Raw genomic sequence first — 13,245 nt, forward strand, 5'->3', positions numbered from 1 at the left:
AGCGTTGAAGGTCGAGCTATCAAATTCCGCCTGTGAATTCGTCTGAACAGGAGCCCTGGACATGCGTCTTCCGCTCATTGCGCCTTCTGATCTGTCGCCCGATCAACGTCCCCTTTACGAAGACATGCGCGATGGGATCGCGAAAGGGTTCGGCGGCTTCGTCACGCAAAGGGACGACGGGGCCCTGATGGGACCGTGGAACCCCTGGCTGCAGGAACCCCGGATCGGCAAGCCGATCTGGGATTTGACCAAAGCGCTCTCTGGCGAATCGACGTTGCCGGATTCGGTCCGGCAGGTCGCAATCCTCGTGACCGGGGCGCATTTCAAGGCCGCATACGAGATTTATGCGCATGTAGCCGTGGCGCAAAAGGACAAGCTTCCGAACGCCAAACTCGCGACCATCGTCGCCGGGCAGCGGCCTGCGGATTTGAGCGCCGAGGAGGGCGTCGCTTACGATGTCGCCGCCGCGCTGACCGGGGGCGGAGTTTTGCCGGAACTGACCTATCGGGCCGCCGTCGAGGCCTTCGGACCGCACGGCGCGGCGGAACTGTGCTATCTCGTCGGTCTTTATTGTCTCGTCTCGGTCACGTTGAACGCGTTCGACGTTCCCGTGCCGGATTAACGGCCATACCCTCGCCCCGTTTCTTCAGTCGAGCCAAGACGAGTGTGCGAAGACGAGTGTGCGAAGGCGGGTCGCATTTCCGCAAGCGTCATGCTAGCTGAGGGACCTGCGGGAGCGACCCCGGCTATTCACGAGACGCACAATGACTGATCTTTTCCGCGAAGTTGACGAAGACGTCCGCCGCGACCGGGCGATCCAGCTCTGGACGAGGTACCAATATTGGGTGCTCGCCCTGGCGCTTCTGGTTGTGGTCGGGACGGTCGGATTTCAGACCTATGTACACTTCCGGGACGAGGCCGCGCAGGCCGCCGGAGCCGAGTACGAGGCCGCGGTCCAATTGTCGCGCGACGGCAAAACGACGGAGGCCGAGGCCGCGCTCGCCGCTTTGGGTCAGAGCGCGGCGAAGGGCTATGCTGCGCTGGCCCGGTTGCGGGCGGCGGACGAGATCGCCAAACGCGATCCGGCCGCGGCGATCGAGGCCTATGACAAGCTGGCCGCTGATCAATCCATCAATGTGAGCTTTCGTGATCTCGCCGAATTGAGAGCCGCGTTCTTGAGGGTCGATCACGACGATTACAAAGACCTCATGCTGAAGCTCAGCCCGCTTGCGAACCCGAATTACCCCTATCAGAACCAGATCCGGGAACTGCTCGGGATCACCGAATTGAAGCGCAATGATTTCGAGGCGGCCGGACGCTGGTTCGACGCGATCATCTCGGATCCGATTACTCCCACCGCGCTGCGCCAGCGGATCGAGGCTTTCATCACCCTCGTGCAGGGGGCGCGAACCCTGACGCCGGCCGCCGCGCCAACCGCCGCGCCGCAACCCGCTCCCTCTCAAGCGGTTGCTCCAAAAGATGCTTCGCCCCAGGGAGTGCAGCCGCTAGGTCCGCAATCCAAGGGACTGGATCCCGGCAAATAATGTTCACCGTCGCGATCATCGGACGCCCGAATGTCGGCAAGTCGACCTTGTTCAACCGGCTCGTCGGCAAAAAGCTCGCGCTGGTGGATGATCGCCCCGGAGTGACCCGCGACCGCCGCGAAGGCGAGGCGAGGCTCGGCGATCTGACCTTCAAGATCATCGACACCGCGGGCCTCGAAGAGGGCGACGCCGCCTCTTTGCCCGGCCGCATGCGGGCGCAGACGGAAATGGCGATCGAACACGCGGATGCGATCTTCTTTCTGTTCGATTCACGGACGGGCCTCACCCCGGACGATCGTGTCTTCGCCAATCTCGTCCGCAGGGCCGGCAAGCCCCTGATCCTCATCGCCAACAAAGCCGAGGGCCGAGCCGGAGAAGCCGGCGCCGTCGAAGGCTATGATCTTGGCCTTGGCGAGCCGACCCCGCTTTCGGCTGAACATGGCGATGGCTTCGCCTCGCTTTACGCGGCCCTGCGCGAAGCGCTTCCGGCCGAAACGGAGGTGCCGGACGATCAGGTTGAAGCTGAAACCAGGATTGTTCTTGGCGAGGACCAGGACGGCTCCGAACTTGACGTCACAAAGCCCTTGCGGGTCGCGATCATCGGCCGGCCCAACGCCGGCAAATCGACCTTGCTCAATCGCCTTCTGGGCGAGAACCGGCTGCTCACCGGACCAGAACCTGGACTCACCCGCGATACGATCGGAATCGATTTCGAATGGCGGGGCCGCAAGGTCAAGATGTTCGACACTGCGGGCCTGCGCCGGCGCGCGAAGGTCGACGACAAACTCGAGAAGCTGGCCGGCGCTGACGCCTTGCGGGCGGCGAAATTCGCCGAGGTCGTGGTCCTTCTGCTCGACGCGACGATTCCGTTCGAAAAACAGGATCTGACCCTCGCCGATCTTGTCGAGCGCGAGGGCAGGGCGCTCGTCATCGGCCTCAACAAATGGGACCTGATCGAGGCGAAGGGATCAAAGCTCAGCGAATTGCGCGAATCAGCGATCCGTCTTCTGCCGCAGGTCAAGGGTGCTCCGGTCGTTCCGCTCGCCGGCGAGACCGGGGAAGGCGTGGAAAAGCTCATGGAGGCCGTCGTTCGCGCGCACGAGACCTGGAACAAGAGGATTTCCACGGCGCGGCTCAATCGATGGCTTGAAGGCGCCCTCGAGCAGACGCCGCCGCCGGCGGTTTCAGGGCGGCGGATCAAAATCCGGTACATGACCCAATTGCGCGCAAGGCCGCCCTATTTCATCATTTTCGGCAATCAGCTCGACGCGCTGCCCGCGAGTTACGAGAGATTTCTCGTCAACGGCCTGCGCCAGGCTTTCGATCTTCCCGGCGTTCCGATCCGCGTATCGAAAAAGACCAGCGACAACCCGTATCAACATCGGAAGGCGCGGCAGCGGTAACGATAAAGTCTTTGTAGGCCGCCGGCGCTTCCGGGTCGGCGCGGCTGCGAGTATGCTTCGCCAGGTCCGAAGGGAATTTTCGTCAAGCCACAAGAAAAAAGGAAGGGGACCAGCATGGCGCGCCCAGATGATAAATCTCAAGGCTGGCGCAGAGCTCTGCTGCTGATTTCCGAAGCCGTCGTCGTCGTTTACGTCGTTCTCGACGCCCTCGTCACGCCTGTTTTCCGCCCCCTGATCCGGTGGACGGCGCAGCTTCGCGTCATCGCAAGGTTGCAGGCCGCCGTGGCGCGACTGCCTCCCTATGGCGTCCTCGTCGCCCTCGCGATTCCCTTCGCCGTCGCGGAGCCGGCGAAAATCTACGCGGTGATCCTGATCGGCACCGGCCATGTGATCGTCGGCGTCAGCGCGCTTGTCCTCGCCTACGCCGTCAGCCTTCTGATCATTGAGAGAATTTACGACGCGGGCAAGGCGAAGCTCATGACCATCGAATGGTTCGCTAAAATTCTCAACTGGCTGATCGCGTTTCGCGACAGGATCATCGCCTGGGCGAAATCGACCGAGGCCTGGGCCTATGGAGTTGCGCTTGGCCGCAAGGCGAGAGCGCTGACCGCGCGGATCAAGCTGCGCATTGGTTGGGGTTGAAGCTTCGCAATCCCGGTTTCCGGCGGGGTTTTTCACCAAGGGTTTTTCGGAATAAATAGTGCGGTTCCAACCATTCAAGAAGCGATTGCGCCGGCGTGACGCGATCATTCCCACAGCGAGGATCAGGCGCACATGAAAACCGGCACGACTTCTTCCGGCTTTGGGGCCGGCGCTGAGCCCGGACACGCCCACGACGAAGCGAGCGAATTCGAGGCGTTCGAGCCTCCGCTGATCCGGAAGCGCCGCTTCCGCCCGGTTCCGATCCGGATCATCCTTCCCAATCTCGTCACCCTGCTGGCGCTTTGCCTCGGCCTGACCGCTATTCGTCTTGCGGCCGACGGGCAGTTCGAGACCGCGGCTCTGGCGGTGATCGGCGCCGCGATTCTGGACGGATTGGACGGAAGAATCGCGCGCGCCTTGCGTGGAACGTCAAGGTTTGGCGCGGAACTCGATTCCCTCGCCGACTTTGTTGATTTCGCCGTCGCGCCGGCTTTGATCCTTTATTTCTGGAGTCTGCATGAGTTCAAGAGTTTTGGCTGGTTCGCCTCGCTGATCTTCGCGATCGCCGGAGCGCTTCGGCTCGCCCGCTTCAACGTCACGGCCGACGAGCCGAACCGCCCCGCCTGGCGCACGCATTTTTTCACCGGGATGCCCGCGCCCGCCGGGGCCATCGTCAGCCTGCTGCCGCTCTATCTCAATCTGTCCGTTCTCGGCGTCCCGAACGCGCGAGGTCTGGTTCCCTTCGAAATCGCCTATGTTCTTGTCATCGCGTACCTGATGGCGAGCCAGATCCCGCATTTTTCCGGCAAAAAAAGCGGCCGGGTGCCGCGCGAATATGTCATCGCCGTTCTGTTCGGGGTCGCCGCCGGTCTTATTTTACTGGCGACCTTCCCGATGGAGATGATGATTTTTCTTGCGCTGGCCTATCTCGCGACAATCCCCCTCGCCGTTCGCCGGTTCAAGGCCCATGAGACGGAGGAGGTTGCGGTCCCGTCCGGAACTCCGCCGCAATCCTGAGGCGGAGCCCGTCCGCCCCGTTTACAAACGCCCTGTTCACAAACGCCCGGTTCTCGATTACGGTCGCGGCGAATTGCCCGCCCGGCAATCAGCTTGGCCGGATTATGGGCGGGAACGGGGGATTTCGACGGGTCTCGCGGTTGGGGGCGGGATTCACTGTCCGCGAATTGCGCAAATGATTGAACCGCAGCCCGCGGTAGGGCAAGAAAGCCCTGACGCGTGATTGCGGGGTAACGGAGCTTGAGCATCTCAAGGTCCGCGATTGGGTCAACAGCATCCGGGCGAGCCGTTGTCCAGTCGAGCGGCTACAGAACAAGGAAAGAAATGTCGAAAGAAGAATTACTCGAGTTTCCGGGGGTCGTAGTCGAATTGCTGCCCAACGCCACCTTTAGGGTTCAGCTCGAGAACGAACACGAGATCATCGCTCACACCGCCGGAAAAATGCGCAAGAACCGGATTCGCGTCCTCACCGGCGACAAAGTGCTCGTCGAGATGACGCCGTATGATCTGACCAAGGGCCGCATCACCTACCGGTTCAAGTGAGCCGGCCTATCATGATCGGCGGCGGCCATGACTGGCGCAGATAAAGCCTCTTCGAGCGGCGAGGATAAACCCTGGCGGCCGAAGCTCGTGCTCGCGTCGGCGTCGTCGCGCCGTCTCGAACTTCTGCAGCAGATCGGGATCGAACCCGATGCGCTTTTGCCTGCCGACATCGATGAAACGCCAGGCAAGACCGAGCTCCCCCGCAGCCTCGCCGCGCGGCTCGCCCGGGAAAAGGCGCATGCGGCGGCGAAGGTGGCGGCGGGCCGCCCCGAACTCGCCGGGGCCTATGTGATCGGCGCCGATACCGTCGTCAGCGTCGGACGCCGAATCCTGCCGAAATGCGAAATCCTCTCGGAAGCCGCACAATCCCTTCGTCTCCTGTCGGGGCGCGCGCATCGGGTTCACACCGGCGTTTGCCTCGTCAACCCCAAGGGGCAGGAGCGACGAAAGATGGTGGAGACGCGAGTGCGCTTCAAGCGGCTTTCCTCAAGTGAGATCGAAGCCTACCTTGGCTCCGGCGAATGGCGGGGCAAGGCCGGAGGCTATGCGATTCAGGGACTGGCGGGCGCGTTTGCGCTGAAACTCGTCGGATCCTATTCTTCCGTCGTGGGATTGCCGCTTTACGAGACGATGTCGCTTCTGGCGGGCGAAGGCTATCCCGCCCAGCTCTTCTGGTTGAACAGGGTCTGATGGGACGGCTCCCGCGGGCTTGCCCCTGAAAGGCGGCTTTCCGAGGCGTTGCTCCTAAAGCACGAACGCCTTGCGTTCCAAGGAAAAGTCCATGGCTGGCGAGGGCGATCAAGATCACGCGCACGACGGCGAGGCGTCGGTTCCACCGCGGCCTTGCCCGGTTTGCGGCAAGCCCGCCGTCTTCGCCGCGCGCCCGTTTTGTTCGAACCGATGCGCCGACGTTGATTTGCATCGCTGGCTTCGCGGCGCCTACGCCCTTCCCGCCGCGGACGACGATGAGCCGCCGCTTGAGGCCGACGCAAAGGACCGCGGCGAGTGACTTTCGCCCGGCCCCGGGCTTCGAGATAAAGCGCCCATGTTCTTCATCGTCTCGAAGATCTTCTGGCTGATCGCCGAACCCGTCGCCCTGCTGCTCGGGGTTGGCGTTGTCGGCGTGCTTCTCGGCTTTACGCGGTTCGCGCGCGTGGGGCGCGCCGTCGTGGCCTTTTCCATAATCACGCTGGCGATCGCCTTGCTGACGCCTCTTGGCGCGCTGCTTCTACGCCCTCTGGAGGAGAGATTTCCTCAACCGTCCGTCAGCGCGGCCGAGCCGACCGGCATCATCGTGCTGGGCGGGGCGCTGGATGAAGCGAGGTCGGAAGCGCGCGGAGAAGACATCCTCACGGGGGATGGCGCCAGGCTCACAACGGGTCTGAAATTGGCCCTGCGCTATCCGAACGCACGGCTTGTCTTTACGGGAGGAGCGGCGAACCTGTCGGGCGAAGAACCGGCGGAGGCCATTGGCGTGCGCAAGCTTTGGCTGGCGCTTGGCGCGCCGGAGGGGCGCGTGAGCTTTGAGGCGAGGTCGCGCAACACCTGGGAAAACGCCCTGTTCACCCTCGATCTCCTCCAGCCGGGTCCAAACGACAAATGGCTGCTCGTGACTTCGGCCTGGCATATGCCCCGCGCGGTCGGGATCTTCCGCCGCGTCGGGTTTAACGTTACGCCTTATTCGGTGGCGTACCGCACCTTTGGAGACAGGCGGGACTGGTTTGTTTCCGCCATGCCGGAAAAAGTGGCGATGCTGGATTTCGCGGTCCGCGAATATGTCGGTCTGCTGGCCTACCGCCTGACGGGAAAAACCAGCGAACTTTTTCCGGCGCCCTGAGGGTTTTGCGTTTCGGCAAAACGCGCGCCGCTATTGGTCCAAAGAGGGAGATGAACGCTCACATGGCCTTGACGCTGATTATCGCCAACAAGAACTATTCGTCATGGTCGTTCCGCCCGTGGCTGGCGATGCGTTACTTTCAGATTCCCTTCGAGGAGATCGTGATCCCCCTGGGGCGGGAGAACACCCGCGCGGACATTCTGCGCTACGCTCCTTCCGGAAAGTGCCCGTCGTTGATCGACGAGGGACTCGTCGTCTGGGATTCGCTGGCGATCATCGAATATCTGGCGGAAGCCTTTCCTGATCATCCGATTTGGCCAAGGGAGCGCGGGGCGCGAGCGCGGGCGCGGTCTCTGGCGGCGGAAATGCACTCCGGATTCCTCGCTTTGCGCCAGCAGACGCCAATGAACATGCGCCGGCCGGTCCGCAAAATAGATCTCAACCCGGAGGCCGCTGCCGATGTCGCGCGGCTCGAACAGGCGTTCGCCGCGGCGCGTCAAGAGTTTGGCGCGGGCGGGCGATTTTTGTTTGGCGCTTTCTGCGCCGCCGATGCGATGTTCGCTCCGGTCGTCAACCGGCTTCACGTCTATGACGTCGCGGTGACGGGGCCGACGCGAGCTTATATGGACGCCTTGATGGACCTTCCGGCCTGGAAGGACTGGAGCGAGCAGGCCTCCGCCGAACCCTGGATGATCGAGAAATACGAAATCGCGTGATCGCCGCCGTTCAGCGCGGGCCGGGCCTCGGGCGATGAGGGGACCGCGCGCCAAAATGTCGTCCGCCCGCTCAAACCGCTTGCCGTTCCGTGTCGCAAGTACGATCTGTACCGCATGAAAGAATTTCGTTCGCGAGCCCTGCAATGAGCCGCCCCGAAGGCGGAACGGCTGTGACCGGTCAGTCGCCGGGTCAAAGGACCGACGTCGATCGCTTTCTTGACGCCGCGTCGAAGGCGCCGGCGCTTGCCGGGTCCGGACGCGGGCGGCTCATTTTTGCGCTCGACGCGACGATGAGCCGGCAGCCGACCTGGGATCTGGCTCAATCCGTCCAGGGAAAAATGTTCGAGACTGCCGCGGCTCATGGAGGTCTCGAGGTTCAGCTTGTGTATTATCGCGGATTTCACGAATGCAGGGCGTCGCGGTTCATGACCGCAGGGCCCGGGCTCGCCGGGATCATGACCAAGATCAGTGTCGCGGCCGGGCAAACCCAAATCGAAAAAATTCTGAAGCATGTGCGCGATGAAAACGGCAGGCAGCCGGTCCGCGCGCTGGTGTTCATTGGCGACGCCATGGAGGAACAGGCGGACGCGCTGGCGGCGGCCGCCGGTCAGATTGGACTTTTGGGCGTGAAGGCTTTCGTTTTTCAGGAGGGACGCGACAGAGCCGCGGAGCAGGCGTTCCGGCAGATCGCCTTGCTGACAGGCGGCGCCTATGCCACATTCGACGTCTCCGCTCCGGGCCGGCTCATGGCGCTCCTTTCGGCTGCCGCCGCTTACGCCGCCGGAGGACGGCAGGCCCTTGAAACAGAGGCTCGTGGAAGCGGCGCGGCGGCAAACCTTCTTTTGGCGCAGATGCGCTGAGGGGTGGGGAGATGATCTATCTCGTTTCGGGCTTGGTTCTGTTTTGGCTGTTCTCGACAGGGCTGAAGGCCTTTGCGAGGGCCAATCCGACCCAGCTTGCAAAGCTGATCCGGTCCGGCATGGGCGGAGGCGCGCTGTTCGCCGCCGGGTTCCTGCTTCTGCGCGGGCGGGTCGATATGGCGATCGGCCTCGGGGGCCTTGGCGCGTGGCTGCTCGGATGGAGCAATTTCTCGACGCTGGGAATGTTCAATTTCGCCCGCCCAAAGGCTGCGCGAGGCTCGTGCGTCCGCTCCGCCATGATTGAAATGGAACTCGATCACCAGACCGGCAAAATGCGGGGAGCCGTCCTCGCCGGTCCGGACGAGGGCCGTTCGCTAGATTCGATGACCCGGCCGCAATGCGAGGCGCTGTTCCATCTGTGCCGACGTGACGACCCTGACGGAGCGCGTCTGCTTGAGGCGTATTTCGACCGCCGGTTTTCCGGTTGGCGTCCAGCAGGACAAGGTCAGCGCGACTCTGGGGCCGCCCGCCGTGGGACGGCGATGTCCAAGGACGAAGCGTATCAGGTTCTGGGACTTAAGGAGGGCGCCTCGGCGGAGGAAGTGGTTCGCTCGCATCGCTCGCTGATGAAAAAACTGCATCCAGACCATGGCGGGACGACCGATCTGGCGGCGCGAGTCAATGAAGCCAAAGAAGTCCTGATGCGTCGTCATCAGTAAGGTCCGGGGTTAGCGGTGAAATGCGCTTTGGCGATAGGGAGGGCCCGCTAGTTTCGCGTCGCGAAACAGGCGAATCCCGAACGTTTAAGGGTCTTGCAGGCGAGTTCCGCGCTGTCGGCTTCAAGGCCGGCGAAACGAGCGCGGTAAAGGGTTCCCGATCCTTTCTCCACCTTCTCCGTGAAGGGCTGCGCGCCGTTGAGCGCCTTGCGGCCTTCCGATTTCGCGCGGACGAGAAGTTCAGTCGCCTTGGCGGCGTTGTCGGTCGCGCCGATCTGGATCATCCATCCGTTGCGCGCTGCGGCGGGGCGACCGGCATCCGCGAGTTTGACCTTCGCTGATTGCGGCGGATCGATTTTCGACGCCGCAGGCTTCTCGGCGTCGTGCGCTTTGGCGGATGGCGTCGTTCGCTGCGCCGCAGCATTGGTCGCGCCGGACTCGGCGGCTCCAAAGGAACGGGTGAATCCTGCGGTCGAACCATTCAGGGAAGCCTGTTTCGCAAGCGCGGGCTTCGCCCCGGCTCCGCCTTCGGCCGGAGGTTTGAGGGCTCCAGCGACATAGGCCGGCCGGGCTTTTTCAAGCGGAATTTCGGGGCTGATCGAGGCGACGCGCACAGGGTCGAGGAATTGGCTCGGTATCGCGGTCTTCGGCGCGGCCGGCGCCTTCGCGGGCAGATCCATGCTGGGCTCGGGCCGATGCGGAAGATCTTGTTGCGCTTCGTCGGCGTCGGCGGTGCGGACGTTGTTTTCCGAGATCAGGGCGGCGGTGCGGACCGTCTCGCCGTTGTCGATCTGGTCCTCGATGAGATCCGCCATGATCTTGTCGCGCGAGGATGCGCTCGACCCACCGAGGACGACCGCGACGATAAAGTGGCCGTTGCGCTTGACCGAAGTCAAAAGATTGAAGCCGGACGCCCGGGTATAGCCGGTCTTGATGCCGTCCATGCCTTCGATACGGTCCATGAGATGATTGTGATTGAGGATCGTCGCGCCCGCGTAATAGAAGGCGTGCGTCGAGAAATAGCGATAGTAGCGCGGGAAACGGTCTTGAATGGCGCGCCCGAGGACCGCGAGATCGCTGGCGGTCGTCACCTGCGCGTCGTTCGGCAAGCCCGACGCATTGGCGAAATGAGTGCGGCTCATTCCCAGAGAATGAGCCTTGCGGGTCATCATATCGACGAAACTGTCTTCGTCGCCGCCAATGGTTTCGGCGATCGCCACGGCGATATCGTTCGCAGAGCGGGTGACGACGGCCTTGATCGCGTCGTCGACGCTGATCGTCTGGCCTGGCCTCAACCCGAGTTTCGTCGGCGCCTGAGCGGCGGCATGAGCGGAAACGCGCAATTCGCTGTCCAGCCGCAAGCGCCCGCGTTCGATCTGTTCGAACAGCATATAAAGCGTCATGACTTTGGTGATGGAGGCCGGGTGGCGAAGCTCGTTTTCGTTCCTGGCGTAGAGGATGCGGCCGGAATTCGCGTCGACGACGATTTCCGCTATCCGGGACTGCAGAGTGCCGTCGACGCCGTGCTCATGATGGCGGCGATGGGAAAAATGCGCGCCCATGGCGTGCCGTTGCGAAGCGTGATGGTGATGGCGTGAATGCCTCGCCTCGGCCGGAGCGGCGAGGACGCCCGATAAAGCCAGGATCGAGGACAGCGCCACACCCAGATTTATGCGGCCAAAACCCGTTTCCAGCTTAGACCTGTCCTGCATGCTCGACCCGCGGCTTCGAATGATCCTTTCCAAACTTTAACGAGAGCCGGTTACCGGCGCGTTAAAGGCGCGGACTCTCCCTTATTGCGTAGCTCTGGGTGCGCTGCAATATCAACTTGACGTGAATTGTGCGCTGCACTATAAAGAATGTGCGATCATAAAAATGCGCATCAGTCGCCTCTTCACAGGAGCCAGGCGCTTTCCCTAAAGGAGATCCAATGACCAACGCCTATGACGATTTCCAAAAATTCGGCAAAGAGCAGCTCGAGGCCGTAAACGCCTCAACGTCGACTCTCGCCAAGAGCTGGCAGGCCATTGCGGCAGAGACCTCTGACTATTCGAAAAAGTCCATTGAAAGCAGCTCGGCTTTTCTTGAAAAACTTCTCGGGGCCAAATCGTTCGACACCGCAATCCAGATTCAGTCGGAATACGCCAAGACCTCCTATGCGGGATTTATTGCTCAGGCGACGAAGATGAGCGAGCTCTATTCCGCTCTGGCGAAAGAAGCGTTCAAGCCGGTCGAAACCGCTTTCGCCAAGGTGCAGGGCGGCAAACTCTAGAACTTCTCTTCCTCGCGAAGCATGCGCATCGGGGAGGCTTGACGCACTGAAGGCCCGGCGGCGCCGAGCCTTTATCGAACAAGGCCGGCTTATGCCGGGTCTGGTGAAGGAGCCGTTGCTGGACAGGCGTCAGACGGCGTCGGCGCCAGTGAAGCCCTCTCACAAAACGGATTTTGCCAGTGGCTGAAATTAACGACGATTCGAGTCCCGCGACCGTTCGCCCTGGAGAACAGCCTGAGGCCGGCGCGCAGGATTTTACTGGACGAATCGAGCTGGGGGTTCAAGCCGCTGACCCGGCGACAAATTTTTCCGGAGCCGACTTCAGTGGTTCTGTTGATTTAAGCGAAGACGCAGCGACCGAACCTGCGACGCTTTACGTCGAGGCCGGTCCCGAGCAAAACGACGTGATAATCGTAGATCAGGCGAACGGCGTCGCCGGCGGGAACATTGTCGCCGCTGAGCTGGCCTCGACGGGCTTGAAGACCATTGCCGAAGAAACATTCACCTACGCCAAGAAATCAGCAACAGACCGGCTCGCCTTGGCGGGCAGTCTGCTCAAGGCGAAGACTCCTGGCGATTGCGCGCAGATTTACGCGAACTTCGCCAAGACGGCCTTCGCAGACTTCCTTGAACATTCTGCGAAAATCAAAGGCATTTACATCGCCATCGCCAGGAAGGCCGTCAAATTGCCGTCCCACGCAAGCAGCGATCCGAAGCCGGTATAATCCGACAATCCCGAAGTTCCTGAAGCGGCACAATCCTTGAAGCCCGGCATTTGACCGGGTTTTTTGTTGCCGAAAATTTGAACACGGCTCCTTTCCCATGCGTCAGGAAAGCGATCTTGAGAGGTGAGGCCGCGACACTAGAGCGCTTTCCGATCGCATGCAGTCATGCGATCGATCAGAAATCGCTCCAGAATCAAGGTTTTAAGCATAGTCTTGTCGATTGGATTGATTCAATCCGATCGGAATATGTTCTATGAATCTTGCTCAAAGCCGTCTTCGGGAATCTTGCTAAAAGCCGCCTTTGGATCATACTCAGAACCAGACCGACGATCGCGAGTTAACTTAAGGCAGCCATAGCGCCAGAAAAAACAGGCAGGAAAAACAGGCGGAAAAAATCGCTCTTGCAGGAGGGGCGCACGCGTTGTTCACTGAATCGTCGCCTCGTCGAATCCCAACGGGCGACGGGAAAAAAAGAAGACCTTGTCTTTGGGGACGAAGAAGATGTTGAGGCGGTTTATTTCGCGATTATTTGGTTTTGCGCGTGCCGGGATGGCCGCTCAGCCTGTTTCGCGGGACGACCAATCCGTGCACGTCGCCCAGGCGCCTGGCGGCTCTCTAGAGAGGCTGCGGTCAGCTAAAGACTCAAAGGTCGGCGATGGTCCTCCCGGTTCGGGGACGGCCGTCATCACCCGGACAAAGACGCAGACCAAGCGGCCGAGCATGTACCGCGTTCTTCTCTTGAACGATGATTACACGCCCATGGAATTCGTCGTTTCCGTCTTGAAAAAGTACTTCAACAAAGGGCCGGAAGAGGCGACGCGCATTATGCTTCATGTGCATCAGCATGGGGTGGGCGAGTGCGGTGTCTTTACCTACGAGGTCGCCGAGACCAAAGTTACGCAAGTCATGGATTTCGCACGCAAGAACCAGCACCCGCTGCAATGCATCATGGAAAAGAAATGAGAGGTTG

At 61.5% G+C, this 13,245-nt stretch carries 16 protein-coding genes; 15 read left to right on the forward strand and 1 reads right to left on the reverse strand.

What is annotated here, in order from left to right; all coding sequences use genetic code 11:
* Positions 1-61: 61 nt before the first annotated feature.
* The 12 genes from BM177_RS02940 (at position 62) to BM177_RS02995 (ending at position 9,281) form a co-directional block, all read left to right on the forward strand.
* Entirely contained in the window at positions 62-622 is a 561-nt protein-coding gene (locus BM177_RS02940; RefSeq protein ID WP_091677696.1) for a carboxymuconolactone decarboxylase family protein, read from the forward strand.
* A gap of 142 nt (positions 623-764) precedes the next feature.
* The gene (locus BM177_RS02945; protein ID WP_091677699.1) at positions 765-1,544 is read left to right on the forward strand and encodes a tetratricopeptide repeat protein; all 780 of its coding nucleotides are present in this window, start codon (positions 765-767) and stop codon (positions 1,542-1,544) included.
* Positions 1,544-2,947 (forward strand): ribosome biogenesis GTPase Der, encoded by a 1,404-nt coding sequence (gene der / locus BM177_RS02950; protein WP_175492476.1) that lies wholly within the window; start codon positions 1,544-1,546, stop codon positions 2,945-2,947. Before BM177_RS02945 ends, der begins: the two co-directional genes overlap by 1 nt.
* A gap of 114 nt (positions 2,948-3,061) precedes the next feature.
* Positions 3,062-3,589: a hypothetical protein gene (locus BM177_RS02955; RefSeq protein ID WP_091677706.1), complete on the forward strand. Its 528-nt coding sequence runs from the start codon at positions 3,062-3,064 to the stop codon at positions 3,587-3,589.
* A gap of 132 nt (positions 3,590-3,721) precedes the next feature.
* On the forward strand, positions 3,722-4,606 hold the full coding sequence (gene pssA / locus BM177_RS02960) for a CDP-diacylglycerol--serine O-phosphatidyltransferase (RefSeq protein ID WP_091677710.1): 885 nt from the start codon (positions 3,722-3,724) through the stop codon (positions 4,604-4,606).
* A gap of 324 nt (positions 4,607-4,930) precedes the next feature.
* On the forward strand, positions 4,931-5,149 hold the full coding sequence (infA, locus tag BM177_RS02965) for a translation initiation factor IF-1 (protein WP_012589799.1): 219 nt from the start codon (positions 4,931-4,933) through the stop codon (positions 5,147-5,149).
* Positions 5,150-5,176: 27 nt separating this feature from the next.
* Positions 5,177-5,839, forward strand: a complete 663-nt coding sequence (locus BM177_RS02970) for a Maf-like protein (protein WP_091677713.1) — start codon at positions 5,177-5,179, stop codon at positions 5,837-5,839.
* Positions 5,840-5,930: 91 nt separating this feature from the next.
* Positions 5,931-6,158, forward strand: a complete 228-nt coding sequence (gene yacG / locus BM177_RS02975; protein WP_091678691.1) for a DNA gyrase inhibitor YacG — start codon at positions 5,931-5,933, stop codon at positions 6,156-6,158.
* A gap of 36 nt (positions 6,159-6,194) precedes the next feature.
* Positions 6,195-6,986, forward strand: a complete 792-nt coding sequence (locus BM177_RS02980; protein ID WP_091677716.1) for a YdcF family protein — start codon at positions 6,195-6,197, stop codon at positions 6,984-6,986.
* A gap of 62 nt (positions 6,987-7,048) precedes the next feature.
* A complete protein-coding gene (locus BM177_RS02985; protein ID WP_091678694.1) occupies positions 7,049-7,702 on the forward strand; it encodes a glutathione S-transferase family protein in 654 nt (217 codons plus the stop codon).
* A gap of 143 nt (positions 7,703-7,845) precedes the next feature.
* Positions 7,846-8,562, forward strand: a complete 717-nt coding sequence (locus BM177_RS02990; protein ID WP_091677719.1) for a hypothetical protein — start codon at positions 7,846-7,848, stop codon at positions 8,560-8,562.
* Positions 8,563-8,573: 11 nt separating this feature from the next.
* The gene (locus BM177_RS02995; RefSeq protein WP_091677722.1) at positions 8,574-9,281 is read left to right on the forward strand and encodes a DnaJ domain-containing protein; all 708 of its coding nucleotides are present in this window, start codon (positions 8,574-8,576) and stop codon (positions 9,279-9,281) included.
* 47 nt (positions 9,282-9,328) lie between these two features.
* On the opposite strand, the gene BM177_RS03000 is transcribed toward BM177_RS02995, so the two are convergent.
* Entirely contained in the window at positions 9,329-10,990 is a 1,662-nt protein-coding gene (locus tag BM177_RS03000) for a serine hydrolase (protein WP_091678698.1), read from the reverse strand.
* Between the two features lie 218 nt (positions 10,991-11,208).
* Between BM177_RS03000 and BM177_RS03005 the strand changes: the two genes are divergently transcribed.
* From BM177_RS03005 to clpS, 3 genes are all read left to right on the forward strand, one after another.
* Positions 11,209-11,550 carry a phasin family protein gene (locus BM177_RS03005; protein WP_091677725.1) on the forward strand — a complete coding sequence of 114 codons (342 nt, stop codon included), beginning with the start codon at positions 11,209-11,211 and terminating at the stop codon, positions 11,548-11,550.
* A gap of 179 nt (positions 11,551-11,729) precedes the next feature.
* Positions 11,730-12,275 (forward strand): phasin family protein, encoded by a 546-nt coding sequence (locus tag BM177_RS03010; protein WP_175492477.1) that lies wholly within the window; start codon positions 11,730-11,732, stop codon positions 12,273-12,275.
* Positions 12,276-12,776: 501 nt separating this feature from the next.
* On the forward strand, positions 12,777-13,238 hold the full coding sequence (gene clpS, locus BM177_RS03015) for an ATP-dependent Clp protease adapter ClpS (RefSeq protein WP_425284359.1): 462 nt from the start codon (positions 12,777-12,779) through the stop codon (positions 13,236-13,238).
* Positions 13,239-13,245 lie beyond the last annotated feature (7 nt).

The sequence above is a fragment of the Methylocapsa palsarum genome, from assembly GCF_900114285.1.
Classification (GTDB): Bacteria; Pseudomonadota; Alphaproteobacteria; order Rhizobiales; family Beijerinckiaceae; genus Methylocapsa; species Methylocapsa palsarum.